Consider the following 15,201-nt stretch of genomic DNA (forward strand, 5'->3'; position numbering starts at 1 on the left):
CGCGCCCGGTCGCTCCCGCCACGGGAGTTTCGGCCGCCCCGGGCAGCCGGACCGCCACGGTCGGCACCGCGGTGGGCCTCCAGTTCGCGGCGAGCAGCACGAACAGCGGCTCCCTGACGTCGTCCGCACCCCCCGACGGCGACGTCCCGCCCACGGGCTCCCTCCGTGGGCGGGACGTCGCCCCTCAGCTCAGCTCAGCGGGTCGAGCGTCAGGTAGGCCTGGCGCGGAGAGCCGTCGTGGACGAGCGACTCCTGGTGGCCGACGTCGTCGAAGGCGAACGCGTACGCCTTCCCGTCGGCCATCTGCGCGTGGATCTTGCGCGCGTAGTGGTTGGTCACGGCGTCCTGGTAGAAGCCCGCCGTCGTGGTGTCCGGCTGGTCGGGGTTCGCCAGCAGTGTGGAGCGGTTGAAGCCCGCGCACAGGGTCCGCGAGATCGGACCGCGCACGGCGTCGTTGGGGGCGTCCAGCAGCCGGTGACAGCCGAAGACGCTGGACGCGTCCGGCTTCTGGAAGCTGGTGACGACGGCTCCGGCGGCGTCGGTGAAGTTCATGACCCCGCCCGAGACCCGGCCGTAGTACTTCGTGCCCGGCCGGTCGGCGAACGGCGTCACGGTCAGCGTCGTCGTCGCGTACTTCTGCCACACGCGGTTGACGTAGTCGTCCATGACGCCCGCCGGAAGCGCCCCGGTCTCCACCCCGTACAGGGGGGAGAGGGCGCGCAGCACGGTGCCGTCGGAGCCGGTCTGGATCAGGTTCGCCCAGCCCCCGGGCTGCCCGCGCAGGGCGTCGAAGAACCCGGTGTAGCCGCCCGGCTTGAGATGCCCGGTGCTGACCGTGGCGCCGTCGGCGCGCTGCACGCCCACCGCGTACGGCGCGGAGAACATGTCGACCTGGGTGCTGTTGAGCCACAGTCCCGAGTCGTTCAGCGTGTACTCCGACCAGTTGAACAGGATGGAGCGGTTGGGGTCGCTCGGGTTCTGCACGGCCGGCTGCACCAGTCCGCCGGTGGTCAGCCGGAAGTCGAGCTTGCGCCCGTACGAGAAGTAGATCCGGCCGGAGAACCTGGGCATCCGGATCGTGGTCGACTGTCCGGCGGCCGGCCCGGCGATCGACGCGTCCGGCGCCGGGGTCGGCGGGTTTCCCCCGGGCGGCCAGGCGTGGAAGCCGCCGTCGGCGTCCGCCCAGCCCTGGCGGCCCGAGGACAGCTGGGTGCCGAGGTTGTACACGTAGACCGGTTCGCCGCGGCCGGAGTTGTTGGTGATCTTCAGGGGGACGGTGTCCGGGACGGCGGCGCGGGCGGGCGACGGCTGGCCGAGCGTGAGCAGCGCGCCGACGAGGGCGCCCGCTCCGAGCAGTCTGAAGGCGATCCGTGTGAGCACTCTCCACCTCCGTGCGGGTAGACCTGTGGGGGTTGGTCCGTACCTTCGTGAGAGCGCTCTCAACGTTCCCAGTGCGTTGTGCTCATGTCAATAAAGTCGGCGAGGGAGGACGCCGCCCGCGGCCTTTCCGGGCCGCGGGGCGTCGGGTGAGGGCCGCGGGTGGCGCGCGATCCGGCGGACGGTCCAGAAGGTCCGCTTCCGGGGTCCGCTTGTGGGGTCCCCTTGCGTGGGTGCGCTTCAGGACGTCCGCTTCAGAACGTCCGCTTCAACAGGTCCAGCAGTGCGGTCCAGTGCCGCTCCGAAGCCGCCTCGTCGTACGCGGAGGTGTCGGCCTGCGTGTAACCGTGCTCGGCTCCGGTGTAGACCTCGCAGGTGTGCCGGACGCCGGCGGCGGTGAGAGCTTCCTCGAAGCGTGCGATCTGCTCCGGCGGCAGCCCCTGGTCGTTGTCGGCGTGACCGAAGTACACCTCGCAGGCGATGCGCTCGGCGGCCAGATGGGGACTGTCCGGCGCGTCCGTCACGAGACGGCTGCCGTGGAAACCCGCCACCGCCGCGATCCGCTCGGGATGGGCGCCGGCGGTGGCCAACGTGAGCCGGGCGCCCATGCAGTATCCGGTGACCGCGACCGGGCCGCCCGCCACCAGGGGGCTCTCCTGCATCCACCGCAGATACGCGTCGGAGTCCCGGACGATCAGCTCGGGGGTGAGCGCCAGCACCAACGGGTACACCGCCTCGAAGATCTCCGGGCGTGCCCTGGGATCGATGAACTCGGGCAACTCCTGCACCGGGGCGCGCCCGTGACGGTAGAACAGGTTGGGGACCAGCACCGCGTAACCGGCTTCGGCCAGCCGGTCGGCCATCGCCCGCAGATGCGGACGCAGTCCGAACGCGTCCTGGTAGAGCAGCACCCCCGGGCGGGGCGCCCCGTCGCCCGGATGGGCGAGATAGGCGTCGGCGACACCGTCCTCGGTGGGGATGTCCACTGCTGTTCCCTGTACGGCGGTCATGGGGGGAGCCTCTCTGCGCTGTGCACGGCGACGAGCGGTCGATCGGTCCCGGCCGGGCCGGGCGCGTGACGCGGACTCATCGTTTCACGCACCGTTCAACCGGCCGCGAGAACCCCCGGCGCAGGTCCCGCTACTCGAACCGCGAGGTGTCGCCGGCCCCGTACCGCACGATCTGCGCCTCGCCCTCGGAAAAGTCGATCACCGTCGTGGGCTCGGTGCCGCAGTCCCCGGAGTCGAGCACGCCGTCCACCAGATGGTCGAGCGTGTCCTTGATCTCCCAGCCCTGGGTCATCGGCTCGTCCTCGCCGGGCAGCAGCAGGGTGCTGGACAGCAGCGGTTCGCCGAGCTCCGCCAGCAGGGCCTGGGTGACGACGTGGTCCGGGATGCGCACGCCCACCGTCTTCTTCTTCGGATGCTGGAGCATGCGTGGCACCTCCTTCGTCGCCGGGAGGATGAAGGTGTAACTGCCGGGCGTCGACGCCTTGATCGCGCGGAACACGTCCTTGTCGACCCGGACGAACTGGCCGAGCTGCGCGAAGTCCTGGCAGACCAGTGTGAAGTGGTGCCGGTCGTCGAGGTTGCGGATGGCCCGGATGCGGTCGATGCCGTCCTTGCTGCCCAGCCGGCAGCCCAGGGCGTAGCAGGAATCCGTCGGATACGCGATCAGCGCGTCCGCCCGGATGGCGGCCGCGACCTGGGAGATGGTGCGCGGCTGGGGGTTGTCGGGGTGCACGTCGTAGTACTTGGCCATTGGGTGAGCTTATGCCGTGCCGAGGGGCGGACCCGGACACGACCGCCCCGCCGACGCCCGCCGGCCCCGACGGCGCGCTGGGCCGCCGTCCTGCCCGGCGCGCTCACCCCGCACGGCCGTCCCGTCCTGCCCAACCTGCCGAACCCGCCCTGCGCGGACGCGCCCGCCGGACGGAACCCGGTGAGCGGGACTCATCCGTGCGCAGGCGGTTCCGGCAGAGCCCCGAGTGGGCACGGGCAGGGGTACGACGCGCAGGCCCGTCGCCCCGGACGGGACGTCGAGGAGTCGCGGGGTCCGGCGGGGCCGGAGGACCGGCCCCGCCGGACCCCGGGCCCGTTCAGCCGCGCAACCGGACGGGGATCTCACGCCAGCCGCTCGCGATGAACGAGGGCACCTGCCGCAGCTCCCCGGCCGTCGTGTCCAGCCGCAGCTCGGGGAACCGGTCGAACAGCGCGGGAAGCGCCGTGAGCGCCTCCATGCGGGCCAAGGGCGCCCCGATGCACCGGTGCACGCCGATCCCGAAGGCCAGGTGGTCCTCCGCGCCGCGGGCCGCGTCGAACACCTCCGCGTCCGGGCCGTAGTGAGCCGGGTCCGCGTTCGCCGCCGCGTAGGTCGTGATGATGGCGTCGCCGGCCGGGATCGTCACGTCACCGACCTTCAGATCGCTGACGGCGAAGCGCAGCGGCAGCGTGGCGATCGACGGGTACAGCCGCAGCGTCTCGTCCACGACGGCGTCCCAGCCGATCTCGCCCCGGCGCACGGCCGCCAGCTGCTCGGGGCGGCGCAGCAGCGCCACCGCCGCGTTCCCGACGAGGTTCACGGTCGTCTCGAAGCCCGCGCCGATGACCAGCAGCAACGTGTACAGCAGTTCCTCGTCGCTCAGCCGGTCGCCCTCCTCGTCGCGGACCCGGATCAGCTCGGTCGTCAGGTCGTCGCCGGGCTGCTCGCTCTTGTGGGCGATGAGCGAGCCCAGCACCGTGCCGATCTGCTCCTGCACGAACGCCGCGTGCTCCGGACTCGGATCGGAGGTGTCCATGATCGCCGCGATGAGCCGACCGGTGGCCGGCCTCAGCTCCTCCGGGACTCCGAAGAGTTCGCAGATGATCCGCATCGGCAGCGGGTGGGCGAACGCGGCCTTCAGATCCACCGCCTCCTCGCTGTCGCCGCCCTGGTCGAGGGCGTCGAGCAGCTCCGTGGTGATCGCCTCCACGCGCTCGCGCAGTGCCTCGGTACGCCGGTGGGTGAAGCTCGGCGCCACCAGCCGGCGCAGCCGCGCGTGGTCGGCGCCGTAGGTGGAGAGCATGTTGATCACGCCGACCCAGCCCAGGATCCAGCCCCAGGAGGGGTGTTCGCCCAGCTCCGGCCAGTGCCGCCAGTGCCGACGGGGATCCTTGCTGACCTGCGGGTCCAGGATCAGCGCCTTGAGGGTGTCGTACCCGGTGGGCGCCCAGGCCGGGATGCCGCCGGGCAGCTCGACGGGCACGATCGGGCCGAGGGCGCGCAGTCGGGCGCTCTCGGCATGCACATCGGCGCCGAACGGGTCGAGGGCGATGCGGTCGGTCACGGTCACGTACGGACTCCTTGCGAGGTGGAGGAGGCGGCGGAGGCGGCAGTGGAGGCGGTGGCGGGGGAGCGGGGGCTGAAACGGACGGGCAGCGCGCTCAGCGAGCGGTGGAACGGGCCCGGCCGCCAGGCCAGCCGTTCGCGGGGCACCACCGGGTCCAGGTCGGGCAGCCACTGGGTGAGCTGCTCGATCGCCTCGGTGACGAGCAGCAGCGTGTGCTGCTTGACCGGGCAGGCGTGCGCCCCGGCGCCCCACGACAGGTGCGAGGCGTCGGAGGGGTGCGGCCCGGCGGCCGCGTCCTGCTCGGCGAACCGTCCCAGCGCCCCGTACGACACCACGACCGGCACGGCCTCGCGCAGCCACACCCCGTGGAAGGAGACGGGCCGGCGGACGTAGTAGACGCCGTAGTTCGCCAGGGGCGTCTCGTGGTGCAGCACCTCCACCACCGCGTCCATGACCGGACGCGCGCCGCTGGTGAGCGTCGAGTAGTAGGCCGGGTTGCCCAGGATCCTGGACAGGGTGTTCGACAGGAGGTTGGCGGTGGGCTCGTACCCGGCGCCCAGGGTGAGGAACACCTGCCAGGTGACCTCCTCGCGGGTCAGTCCGGCCGGATGGTCCAGCAGATGGCTGGGCAGGTCGTCGCCGCGCCGGCCGGCCTTGGCCGCGATGAGTTCCAGCACGTACTGGGCGTACTGCGCCTCGCCCTCGGCGGCCTGCGCCCCGCCCTCCATCATCTTGCCCAGGCCCTCGTTGAGGCGGTCGCCCTGGCTGTCCGGCAGCCCGAACAGGTCGTTGAGCACCAGCGCGATCAGCGGCCGCGCGAAGTCCGCGACCAGGTCGGCCTCGCCGCGCGGACCGATGCGGCCCGCCAGCAGCCGCACCGCCCGGTGCACGCGCCCGCGCAGGTCGTACGGTTCCACCAGGTCGAAGACGTCGATGAGGGTCGTCCGGTAGCGCAGGTGCTCCGCGCCGTCGGCGAACAGGGCGTTGGGCCGCCACCGCATCATGCCCAGCACCGGCGAGTCGGAGGGGACGGTGGCCTCCCAGGGCCGCGGATCGTGCGAGAACGTCTCCGCGTCGTGCAGCACCTCCAGCGCCGCCCGCCGGTCGGTGACCACGTACGCGGGCACCCCGGGCGCCAACTCGGCCCACCCGACGACCCCTTGGGAGCGCAGGGCGGCGTAGTAGCGGTACGGGTCCGAGGCGAAGCCGTCCTCCCACAGCCGTACGGGCGCGGTGCGGGTGAAGTCGCGCCGGTCGGGGGGATAGGCGCTCACCGGGCCTCCGCCGGGAAGCGTCCGACGAGATGGTCGACCAGCGCGAGCAACGCGTCGACCGAGGAGTTCGCGTCGCGGGCGTCACAGGTCACCATCGGCGTCCCCGGCTCCAGGTCCAGCGCCCGGCGCAGCCGTTCCTCGCCGTAGTGGCGCGGTGCGTCGGGGAAGGCGTTGAAGGCCACCGCGTACGGCAGCCCGCTCTCCTCGACCAGCCCCAGCACGTCGAACGACGCGTCGAGCCGGCGGCTGTCGACCAGGACGAGGGCCCCCAGCGCCCCGTGGGCGATGTCGTCCCACAGCGACCGGAAGCGCTCCTGTCCGGGCGTGCCGAACAGGTACAGCACGATGTCGCCGGGGAGGCTGATGCGGCCGAAGTCGATGGCGACGGTGGTCGTGGACTTCTCCCGTACGCCGGCCAGGTCGTCCACCCGCGCGGACGCCTCGGACAGGGGTTCCTCGGTGTGCAGCGGCCGGATCTCCGACACAGAGTCGATGAGGGTCGTCTTGCCCACCCCGAACGGCCCCGCGACCAGGATCTTCACCAGGTCGCGGTCGGTGTCGGGCAGGTGGACGGCGCCGGTCGCGCCGGCGCTAAGGGCGGAGCTTGAGGGCGCGGAGGCCATCGGCCACTCTTTTCAGCAGGTCGGGGTCGTACCGTTCGGCGGGCGGAATGGGCGCGCGGGCGAGGACCAGGTCCCGGTCGACGAGGTCGGCCGCCAGCACGCGCACGGCGGAGACCGGCAGCCGGAGCAGCGCCGCCGCCTCCACCACGGCGAGCGACCCGTCCTCCAGGGTGTCCAGCAGGGCGAGTTCGGCGGCAGGGAGGCCGGCGGGCGGCGGCTCGCCGCTGCGGGCGAGCACCGACAGCCGCTCCAGGTGCGGGCGGCTGGGCCGGGCCACACCACCGGTCGACAGGTACGCGGGAACCAGGGGGCGGCCGGCCGGACGGCGGGTCATGCCGCGGGAGTGTCGTCGGCTCCTCGGGGCGCGGCCGCCATGGCCTTCTCGCCCAGTCGCGCCACCTGGGAGTGCAGCCGGTGCGCCAGCAGGTCCAGTCGCACCTCCGCGTCGCCGTACGCGGCCACGCAGGTGCCGTGGTCGGTCGGCACGATCAGCACGTACCCGTGGTCCGACTCGATGACGATCTGCCGTACCTCGGCGCGCTCCCGGTCGGCGAACGCGGCCGCCGCCGTGCGGCAGGCGCCCTGCACGGTGCTGGTGATGGCGGCCACGCGCTCGGCCGAGGGCTGGGACAGGGCGTCGGTGTACCCCGTCACGAGACCGTCCCGGGTCAGCATGACGGCGGCCAGCACGTGCGGCACCTGCAGGATCGGCTCCAGCACCCATGCCGTGTCGCCCGTGTTGCGGCTGGTCATCTGGCCGCGCCCCCTTCGTCGTGGATCTGGTCGGTGTCGTCGTACTGGTCGAAGTCGTCGGCTGCCGCGTCCGGGCGGACGCTCTCGCCGGGCTGGCGGGCGGCGGCGCGCGCCGCCGCGGTGCCTGACTGCAGAGCGCCGAGGGCGGCCGCGGCCTCCTCCGGGCGCCGCGCGGCACCGGGCGCCGGGGCCTGTGCCGGGGCGGGCGCCGCCGCCCTGGTGCGGCGACGGCGTTGCGGCAGTCCGTCGGCGTCCTCCTGCGGCTCCTGGTGCCCCGGCGGCGCCTCCGGGGCGCCGGCGTCCGGCCCGTAGGCGTGGGCGGGAGCGTGCGCGGGGACGGGTGCGGCGGGCCGGCCGGGTGCGGTCCTGCGGCTGGTGCGTGTCGTGCGCGGGGCGCTCGCGGCCGGTGGCCGGTCGGCCGGGTCGAGCCGGCTGAGCAGGTGGCTGTCGACCCGCAGCACCGCGCGCACGCCGCCGTAGGGGGACGCCGAGGAGACGTCCACGCTCAGGTCGAACTGCCTGGTCAGTCTGCCGATCGCGGCGAGGCCCATCCGCGGTGGGTCGCCGAGGTCGGTGAGCAGGATGGGATCGTCGCCGGCCACCAGCCGCTGGGCGCGGTCCCGTTCGTCGAGCGTCATGCCCAGACCCGCGTCGTCGACGGTGACGCACACCCCGTGATGGACGTGCTCCAGGCTGACGACGACCTCGGTGTCGGGAGCCGAGTGCCGGAGCGCGTTGTCGAGCAGTTCGGCGACGATGACGGCAACCGGCTCGACGGCGTGGGAGACCAGGGCGGTTCCGGGTTCGAGGTGATTGTGGACCTGGACCCGGTGGTAGCCCGCGAGCCGCGCCTGACCGCCGGTCACCGCGTCCACCAGGTGCGACTCCTCGCGCGCCAGCCCGACCCACGCGCCGCACACCACGGCCGCGACCTGCGCGCGGCGCAGCGACTGCTCGTTCTCGTGGTCCAGCCGGAACAGGGTCTGCGCCAACTCCGGTTCGTCGTAACGCTGTTGGAGGCCACGCAAGGCGTCCTGCAGCCGGTACAGGGCAGCCTGGATCTCCCGGACGGCGCCCCGCATGCCGGCCTGCGCCGCGGCGTCGATCCGGGTGCGCTGGGCGGCCGCCTCGGACTGCAACGCCAGCACCACGTTCTCCAGGGCGATGCCCAGCGGGGTGCCGACGGTGAGCGGCTGGAGGGGCCCCGGCACGGACAGGTGCGGGTGGGCCACCTGGCGGGCGGCGGCCGGCACGCGCCGTGCCGCCAGATGCTCGACCTCGGCCGTGAACGCCCGTGCGGTGCCGTCGAGTCGGGTGCGCAGGGCGGCGATCTCCGCGAGCTGCCGGTGCTGTCGCCGCCGTGATCGCACCAGCCCGCCGCCCAAGGCGAACGCGGACAGGGTGCCGGCGGCCAGCGCGCCGGCCACGAGGTCCGGTACTTCGATCATGGATTCGGTTCCAGTGGAGGTCGGGTGACGTCGCGGCGTTCAGGGCAGGGGCGGTCCGACGGGCCTCGGACCGGGCACTCGCAGCACAGTACACACCGTCATCGATCGATCCCGCACGGTCGAGCGGGACTTCGCTCCGAAAGTGCCAGGTATCTGTTCACTTCTGCCCCGACTGTCGGAATTGCCTTACGCCGCAAGCGAATTGGACGACCGCCTCGGCATGCGCACCAGGGCATCCGGTCAGCCGCCGTCCCCTGGACGCCGACCGACCGGCGACAGACCGGGAGCCGAGCCGCCCGACGCGGCCCGTCGGTGAGTGATCGCCCGGGTGCCGTCGCGGCCGCGGGCGGCCACCGGTGCCGACGGTCGGGGAACTCGGCGTGGACGGGACGGACCCGCGGCAGCCGCCGAAGGCGGGCAGAGCCGTCCTCCCGGGCGGGAGGCCCGGAAGCGGCGGCGGCATGGGCGTCGGTCGGGCCGGCCGCCCGGTCAGCGCCTCGCCCGGAGGAAGGACGTGGACGGCGCTCCACGGCCGACTCGGCGCGGCGAAGGCCGGCGTGCCCGGCGCGCCGGACGGGTCACACCCCGATCGCCGGCGACAGCACGGCCAGCGTGCCGTTGGCCTGCCGCAGCGCCAGTTCCAGCGTTCCGGGCGGGTGCAGGGCGCCCGTCCCGTCCGGCGGCACCAGCCACTCGACGAAGCGGGCGGCCCGGTAAGGGGGAGGCACCGCCACCCACGAGCCCCGGCCCGCGCGCCGCAGCCCCGCCCCGATCCACCGGCTGCCGGGGTCGGGCGGGAGGAAGAAGCCCACCCGGTGCGCGGCGGTGTCGACGAGCGTCGGCCCCGGCACGGGGAGCGAGGCCTGCCACAGCAGGTCCAGGGCGAGCAGGCCCAGCCGGTCCGGCACGCTGAGCACGTCCCAGTAGCGGCCCGCCTCCAGCAACGCCACCCCGTCGCCCTGGTCCCACTCCCGCTTGCACAGCCGCGGGTCCGTCGCGGCGGCGGAGAGCCACTCCACGCCGCGCATCCACATCGCATCGCTCATGTCGGCTCCGTGTGACGTCCGCCGGTGGCCGCATGCCGACCGGGCGTATGCATGCTGGTAGATATTTCTAGGTGGCGGAAGGGGTGGCGAACCCTGGCGTTTCGCCCTGTTTCGTTCGAGGCCCGCGCCACTGTTCGGCTCCGTCGGCACCCCGGCCCGCTCCGCCCGGCGCACGGCAGCGCGTCGCCCGGCTCGGCGAGGAGCTGCCGTGCGCCGCCTCGGCGCTGTTCTCGTACAGCTGCGGCGAACGGACGTGCAGCCCTGCGTGACCGCTGTAGAAGGTCGTTTTCCCGCGCTGGGCCTCTCGTCGAGCTGAACGAGTGACGTCGGCGGGAAGGGTGATCGTGCCGTTCGGTGTCTTCGTCCGCATCGAAGACCGAGAGGACGGCTTTGAGGGGCTCGTGCACACCGACGAGCTGGATCAATCGCCGCAGGACGTCATCGAGGTCGGCGACGCTCTCACCGTGAAGATCACGGATGTCGATCTCGTACGGCGCCGCATTGCCCTGTCGCAGAGGCAGGCCGACCGGTGACGACGTGGATGCAGTGCTTCTGGGACGAGGAAGCCATCTGGTTCTGCTTCGAGGTCGACGCCGGCGGCTGGGTGACCCGACAGGTCGAGCTCCAGGGTTCCGAGCTGACCCCGATCGCGGCTGCGTCCCTGGACGAATGGCAGCGTGCCCAGCAGGCAGGGGGTCTGGCCGAGTACGAAAGAACGTTCGGGTTCACCGCTGAACTCCCGCTCTCGCAGTGGGAGGGGCACGAACCCCATCAACTGACCGCGCAAGAATTCGAGGCGGTCTGGGATGCCGCCCGTCGTGCGATCACAGCCCGCTGACCCGGTTGACCAAGGGCGGAATACTGAGACCCTGACGGCAGTACGTCAGATCGACTGAGGAAAGCTGCTTGTCAATTCGTGGCAGCTTCGGGAGTACCGGGCATCCATCCATGCAGCCGACTCCGGAAACTGACACCGGCCCTCGCGCCCGGTTCGGCCGCGGAGCATCACCCTGCGCTACATGTCCGTTTGCCGCAGCTATACGAGAACAGGGCCGTCTCGAGGGCGGCTGGGGCGCGGCAGCCCGAAGGGCCCGGACGGTGCGCACGATCACGACCGCCCGGGCTCTTCGCCTTCCTCTTGACTTGAGGTCCCCGCGCGCTTCACCGGGCGGTCCCCGCCCGCGCTCCTGTCAGCCCGGCCCGGCACCGCGCTGCGGTACCGGCAGCGGCGGTTCGGCCTGGCGCAGCTCGGCCAGCAACTCGTTCTGGCCCGTGAGGAGTTCGGTGAGGATGCGACGGGCGGCGCGCAGCAGTTCGGCCACGTCACCGCCTGCCAGCGCGTAGCTGACCGTCGATCCCTCCCGGATCGAGACGACGATCCCCGAGCGCCGCAGCACGGCCAACTGCTGTGACAGACTGGACGGTTCGATCTCGATCTCGGTGAGCAGGTCCCGCACGGCGACGGGGCCGCCCTGCAGCAGTTCGAGGACCCTGATGCGTACCGGGTGCCCGAGCATGCGGAAGAACTCGGCCTTGGCCTGGTAGAGGGGAACCTGCATGGTCAATCGCTCGCTCCCTGCCGCGTTCGGTGCGTGGTCCTCGCTGGCACGGCGGCCCGCCCAGCCGGCCGTAAGCCGCCGCGCGCGCGTGCTTCGTCCCGATCCTGACGGCTACCGGCTCCGCACACCCTTGTGATGCGCTGATCTGGATGTGTCGAGATGAAGAAATCTTCACATCCAGGGCATGCGAAGTCCCGGACCGTCAGGTCCTCTACACCTCGAGCTCGGCCTCGATCCGCTTCAGCTGGTGGCGGGCCATGGCCAGGTTGGACCGGCTGCGGTCCAGCACCAGGTAGATGAACAGCCCGCTGCCGCTCCGGCCCTTGAGCAGCCGGATGAGGTGGTACTGGGTCGCGAGCGTGATCAGGATGTCCTCGATCTCCCCTTTCAGGCCCAGGTGTTCCATGGTGCGGACCTTGGCGCGGATCACATCGGTGTTGCCGGCCGCGGCGACGTTCAGGTCGAGGTCCTTGCCGCCGCCGAGCGTGCCGAGTGCCATACCGCTGGTGTAGTCCACGACGGCGACCCCCAGCGCCCCCTCCACCGCGGTCATCGTCTCCTTCAAAGAGATCTCCACATTCGCCATGGCGCTGCTCCCGCCGGTTGCACGGGCCCGGTCTCCTCCGGCCCCGCTGGTCCCCCGACCGTACGGAGACCATCCCCCGGGAGGGTGACGTGCTCCGGGACTGGCGCAAGGAACTCCGTAACGCGGATGTTCAGGCTTCTTTTTGATCGCGCACATCCGGAATCCGACCGGATCGAGGAAGCCGAAGGGGAGAACGTCGCCGGGGCGGCCGTCGGGTCGACGGCCGCCCCGGCGGGTGCCGCGCGCCCCACGCGACGTGCCGCGCCTCTCGGTCTGCCGGACGGGCTTCCAGTCCTGTGAACCGTCCGCGACGGCGTTCTGCAAGGACCCGGTCACCGGCGTGCTGCCCCCGGATCCCGCCGACGACACCGCCGCGGACTCGCACGGTCAGATCCTCGTGCACAGGACCTGGAACGGGAACAGCAGGCTCGGTGTTCTGCTCCGCGCAGCCCTTCTCGGGGGACGGCCACCACGCCGATGTGCGCGGCAGGTGGGGAATCAGGCGACGAGGACGCGTACGTCCCACGGGCCCAGGCCGATTGCGGCGCCGGAGGGGACGGCCGCGCCGGTCAGCACGTCGGAGAGGTCCGTCGGAGCGGCGACGCTCACCTGTTGCCAGCTCCAGTTGTGGACGATGTGCACACGGCGTCCGTCCGGCGCGGTCGCGGTCGTGGCGGTGACCGTGGAGGGAAGGTTCCGCCAGGCGTGCCGCGTGACCGGCGCGAGCCACTCCGCCAGCGCCCGGCCGAGATCACGCCCCGGCGCGGTGCCCACACACGTCACCCGGCCCGCGCCGTGCCGGCGGGTGGTGACCGCGGGCCAGCGCCCGAAGTGCGGGTGGTCGTACGTGACGAGCGCCTCGGCGTCCGTCACGGTCAGGCCGTCGGCCCAGCGGGTGGCCGTCGCACCCTCCGGTACGTCGAGCGGGCCCCCGGACGCCGACCGCACGGGCACCTCGCCGACGAGATTGCTGAACTCGTCGTAGCGGACGCCCGCCACGTCGGTCAGCCGGCCCGGGGCCGCTTCCTGCCGGGCCCGCGCCTCCTGGTCGGCGTAGCCGGTGCGCGGGCCGAGGACGAGGTGCCCGCCGGCCTCGGCATAGGCCGCGAACCAGTCGAGGGTCGAGTCGGCCGCGAGGTACAGCGCCGGCACCACGAGCACGGGATGACGGCGGACGGCCTCCTCGGCCGTCAGCCCCTCCCGCTCCCCGTGCGGGTCGTGCAGCTGTCGGGCGTGCACGATGCGCACCTGCCGGCCGGCGTCGAACGCGCCCCGGTAGAAGGAGTCGAAGAAGCGGTGGTAGGCGGCCGGGTCGGGTTCGCCGTCCGGCCCGGCGAGCGGCGGGTAGTTCTGCATCAGCCACTTGCTCGGCGTCGAGTACACCATCGTCAGGTCCGCGTCCGGCTCGAGCCCGGCCACCAGGTCGCCCGCCTTCTCGAACTCTGCTCCCAGCCGCGCCAGTTCACGGTAGGTGCGACCGGGCCGGCCGGTGTGCGGCAGGACGCCGCCCCAGTAGGTCTCGGCGCCGAAGTGCAGGGTGTTCCAGTGCCAGTACTCGATCATGCGGGCCCCGCGCGCGACGAGCGCCCACGCCGCCTGTCGCCACTGGCCGTCGTAGGCGGGCCGGTTGTCCCAGGGGAAGCCGATGGAGCCCGCGTCGGTCTCGGTGACCAGGAACGGCTCCTGCCGCGAGGAGAACATCCAGTCGGCGGTCTGGTACAGCGACCACACGCCCGCGGTCTGCCACTTCTGTTCGTGGCCGTCGGGCGTGGGATCGGGCAGCAGCAGGGCGTCCTGCATGCCGTAGTACGGGTTCCCGGAGGCGATGTCGAGGCAGTCGGTCAGCTCGTCGTCCTCCACGGCGGGCCGGGTGTAGGAGATGCAGGTGGTGACGAACTGCTCGGGCCGGGCGTACTCACGGGCGATCCCGGCCTGCCATCCGATGAACTCCGTGACCTGACGGGCCTGGAACGCGCGCCAGGCGACGTCGTACTGCGGCTGCGCGTTGCCGTCGGGCGTCCACAGGTCGGCCCAGGTCGACAGCCGGTGCGACCAGTACACCAGCCCCCATTCGCGGTTGAGGGTCTCGACGTCGCCGTACCGCTCGCGCAGATGGTCCACGAAGCGCTGGAAGACGCCGTGGTTGTGCAGGAGTTCGTTGCCGGGTTCGTTGTCGACCTGGAAGCCGATCACGGCCGGGTGGCCGGCGTACCGGGCGATGATCTTGCGGATGACCCGCTCGGCGTGGAAGCGGAAGGCGGGGTGGGTGAAGTCCACCTCCTGCCGGGCGCCCCAGCCGATGCGCTCACCGGTGCGCCGCTCGCCCGCGATCTCGGGGTACTGACGGGCCAGCCACGGCGGCACCGCGTAGGTCGGCGTGCCGAGGACGACGGAGATGCCCCGCTCGTGCGCGCCGTCGAGGACCGGCTGGAGCCAGTCGAGGTCGAAGCGTCCGTTCTCCGGCTCCCACGTCGACCACACCGACTCGCCGACCCGGATGACGCTGACGTGGGCGTCGGCCATCAGGTCGAGGTCGGTCTCGAGCCGGTCGTCGGGCCGTTCGGCGCCGTAGCGGGGCCGGTATTCGTGGTAGTACGCGGCGCCGAACAGGACGCGGGCAGGCAGAGCCGCCATGAGGGAAACCTCCGGGAGGGCGAGGGGGGAAGGGGTCACTGCTTGACGCCGCCGGCGGCCAGACCGCTCTGCCAGTAGCGCTGGAGCAGCAGGAACGCCACGACGAGCGGCACGATCGAGATGAGGGAGCCGGTCACGACCAGGGCGAGCATGTCGCTGCTGGAGCCCGCCCCGCCGTTCTGCGCCTGGGCGGCCCAGGAGGACAGACCGACGGTGACCGGGTACAGGTCCGGGTCGTTCAGCATGATCAGCGGCAGGAAGTAGTTGTTCCAGGTCGCCACCAAAGTGAACAGCAGGACGGTCACCAGGCCGGGCGCCAGCAGCCGCAGGGCGATCCGGAGGAAGATCCGGGCCTCGCCCGCACCGTCCAGGCGGGCGGCCTCCAGCAAACTGTCCGGGACGGCGTCCTGCGCGTAGACGCGCATCAGGTAGAGGCCGAACGGGTTGACCAGGGAGGGCAGGAGACGTGAAGGGGTGCTGAGGCATGGCGAACTCCCGCCGGAGGCGATGGGCCACGGCACGCCGGACGGCCGTGCGCGGGCATGGTGGAGGAAGGCGTGAGCGCGAGGACCG

At 72.3% G+C, this 15,201-nt stretch carries 15 protein-coding genes and 1 pseudogene; 2 read left to right on the forward strand and 14 right to left on the reverse strand.

The annotated features are described in order from the left end of the window. Nucleotides 1-189: 189 nt before the first annotated feature. The 10 genes from IE239_RS28365 to IE239_RS28410 all read right to left on the reverse strand — a co-directional run bounded on the left by IE239_RS28365 (nt 190) and on the right by IE239_RS28410 (nt 9,849). Nucleotides 190-1,380 (reverse strand): glycoside hydrolase family 64 protein, encoded by a 1,191-nt coding sequence (locus tag IE239_RS28365; protein WP_190152259.1) that lies wholly within the window; start codon nt 1,378-1,380, stop codon nt 190-192. Nucleotides 1,381-1,631: 251 nt separating this feature from the next. Further along, entirely contained in the window at nt 1,632-2,387 is a 756-nt protein-coding gene (locus IE239_RS28370) for a dienelactone hydrolase family protein (protein WP_190152260.1), read from the reverse strand. A gap of 130 nt (nt 2,388-2,517) precedes the next feature. After that, nucleotides 2,518-3,138, reverse strand: coding sequence for an L-threonylcarbamoyladenylate synthase (locus IE239_RS28375; protein WP_190152261.1), 621 nt, complete (start codon nt 3,136-3,138; stop codon nt 2,518-2,520). A gap of 337 nt (nt 3,139-3,475) precedes the next feature. Then, on the reverse strand, nt 3,476-4,708 hold the full coding sequence (locus tag IE239_RS28380) for a cytochrome P450 family protein (RefSeq protein ID WP_190152262.1): 1,233 nt from the start codon (nt 4,706-4,708) through the stop codon (nt 3,476-3,478). Next, the gene (locus IE239_RS28385; protein ID WP_190152263.1) at nt 4,705-5,979 is read right to left on the reverse strand and encodes a cytochrome P450 family protein; all 1,275 of its coding nucleotides are present in this window, start codon (nt 5,977-5,979) and stop codon (nt 4,705-4,707) included. Before IE239_RS28385 ends, IE239_RS28380 begins: the two co-directional genes overlap by 4 nt. Further along, nucleotides 5,976-6,602: a GTP-binding protein gene (locus tag IE239_RS28390; RefSeq protein ID WP_190152264.1), complete on the reverse strand. Its 627-nt coding sequence runs from the start codon at nt 6,600-6,602 to the stop codon at nt 5,976-5,978. The genes IE239_RS28385 and IE239_RS28390 overlap by 4 nt, the downstream gene beginning before the upstream one ends. After that, nucleotides 6,571-6,936 carry a DUF742 domain-containing protein gene (locus IE239_RS28395; protein WP_190152265.1) on the reverse strand — a complete coding sequence of 122 codons (366 nt, stop codon included), beginning with the start codon at nt 6,934-6,936 and terminating at the stop codon, nt 6,571-6,573. Before IE239_RS28395 ends, IE239_RS28390 begins: the two co-directional genes overlap by 32 nt. Continuing rightward, nucleotides 6,933-7,355, reverse strand: a complete 423-nt coding sequence (locus IE239_RS28400; protein WP_190152266.1) for a roadblock/LC7 domain-containing protein — start codon at nt 7,353-7,355, stop codon at nt 6,933-6,935. The genes IE239_RS28395 and IE239_RS28400 overlap by 4 nt, the downstream gene beginning before the upstream one ends. Continuing rightward, complete coding sequence (locus IE239_RS28405; protein WP_190152267.1) at nt 7,352-8,803, reverse strand: ATP-binding protein; 1,452 nt, start codon at nt 8,801-8,803, stop codon at nt 7,352-7,354. Before IE239_RS28405 ends, IE239_RS28400 begins: the two co-directional genes overlap by 4 nt. Before the next feature lie 578 nt (nt 8,804-9,381). Continuing rightward, nucleotides 9,382-9,849 (reverse strand): hypothetical protein, encoded by a 468-nt coding sequence (locus IE239_RS28410; RefSeq protein WP_190152268.1) that lies wholly within the window; start codon nt 9,847-9,849, stop codon nt 9,382-9,384. Nucleotides 9,850-10,187: 338 nt separating this feature from the next. On the opposite strand from IE239_RS28410, the gene IE239_RS28415 reads away from it, so the two are divergent. Together IE239_RS28415 and IE239_RS28420 are read left to right on the forward strand one after the other, a co-directional pair. Next, nucleotides 10,188-10,382, forward strand: coding sequence for a S1 RNA-binding domain-containing protein (locus IE239_RS28415; protein WP_229878361.1), 195 nt, complete (start codon nt 10,188-10,190; stop codon nt 10,380-10,382). A gap of 8 nt (nt 10,383-10,390) precedes the next feature. Beyond that, a complete protein-coding gene (locus IE239_RS28420) occupies nt 10,391-10,687 on the forward strand; it encodes a hypothetical protein (protein ID WP_373308161.1) in 297 nt (98 codons plus the stop codon). Between the two features lie 352 nt (nt 10,688-11,039). On the opposite strand, the gene IE239_RS28425 is transcribed toward IE239_RS28420, so the two are convergent. From IE239_RS28425 to IE239_RS28440, 4 genes and pseudogenes are all read right to left on the reverse strand, one after another. Next, nucleotides 11,040-11,408, reverse strand: a complete 369-nt coding sequence (locus IE239_RS28425) for an ArsR/SmtB family transcription factor (protein WP_190152355.1) — start codon at nt 11,406-11,408, stop codon at nt 11,040-11,042. A 211-nt stretch (nt 11,409-11,619) separates the two neighbouring features. Next, complete coding sequence (locus IE239_RS28430) at nt 11,620-11,994, reverse strand: hypothetical protein (protein WP_190152270.1); 375 nt, start codon at nt 11,992-11,994, stop codon at nt 11,620-11,622. 498 nt (nt 11,995-12,492) lie between these two features. After that, nucleotides 12,493-14,628, reverse strand: coding sequence for a beta-galactosidase (locus IE239_RS28435; RefSeq protein WP_190152271.1), 2,136 nt, complete (start codon nt 14,626-14,628; stop codon nt 12,493-12,495). A 35-nt stretch (nt 14,629-14,663) separates the two neighbouring features. Then, a pseudogene (locus IE239_RS28440) lies at nt 14,664-15,182 on the reverse strand (carbohydrate ABC transporter permease); the annotation flags it as partial. Between the last annotated feature and the right edge of the window lie 19 nt (nt 15,183-15,201).

The sequence above is a fragment of the Streptomyces humidus genome (assembly GCF_014649655.1).
In the GTDB taxonomy this organism is placed as follows: domain Bacteria; phylum Actinomycetota; class Actinomycetes; order Streptomycetales; family Streptomycetaceae; genus Streptomyces; species Streptomyces humidus.

Coding starts and splice junctions, on each gene's coding strand:
- IE239_RS28410 (WP_190152268.1), bottom strand. CDS start 9,849: ATGAGCGATGCGATGTGGATGCGCGGCGTGGAGTGGCTCTCCGCCGCC.
- IE239_RS28430 (WP_190152270.1), bottom strand. CDS start 11,994: ATGGCGAATGTGGAGATCTCTTTGAAGGAGACGATGACCGCGGTGGAG.
- IE239_RS28425 (WP_190152355.1), bottom strand. CDS start 11,408: ATGCAGGTTCCCCTCTACCAGGCCAAGGCCGAGTTCTTCCGCATGCTC.
- IE239_RS28395 (WP_190152265.1), bottom strand. CDS start 6,936: ATGACCCGCCGTCCGGCCGGCCGCCCCCTGGTTCCCGCGTACCTGTCG.
- IE239_RS28420 (WP_373308161.1), top strand. CDS start 10,391: ATGCAGTGCTTCTGGGACGAGGAAGCCATCTGGTTCTGCTTCGAGGTC.
- IE239_RS28400 (WP_190152266.1), bottom strand. CDS start 7,355: ATGACCAGCCGCAACACGGGCGACACGGCATGGGTGCTGGAGCCGATC.
- IE239_RS28435 (WP_190152271.1), bottom strand. CDS start 14,628: ATGGCGGCTCTGCCTGCCCGCGTCCTGTTCGGCGCCGCGTACTACCAC.
- IE239_RS28370 (WP_190152260.1), bottom strand. CDS start 2,387: ATGACCGCCGTACAGGGAACAGCAGTGGACATCCCCACCGAGGACGGT.
- IE239_RS28405 (WP_190152267.1), bottom strand. CDS start 8,803: ATGATCGAAGTACCGGACCTCGTGGCCGGCGCGCTGGCCGCCGGCACC.
- IE239_RS28375 (WP_190152261.1), bottom strand. CDS start 3,138: ATGGCCAAGTACTACGACGTGCACCCCGACAACCCCCAGCCGCGCACC.
- IE239_RS28390 (WP_190152264.1), bottom strand. CDS start 6,602: ATGGCCTCCGCGCCCTCAAGCTCCGCCCTTAGCGCCGGCGCGACCGGC.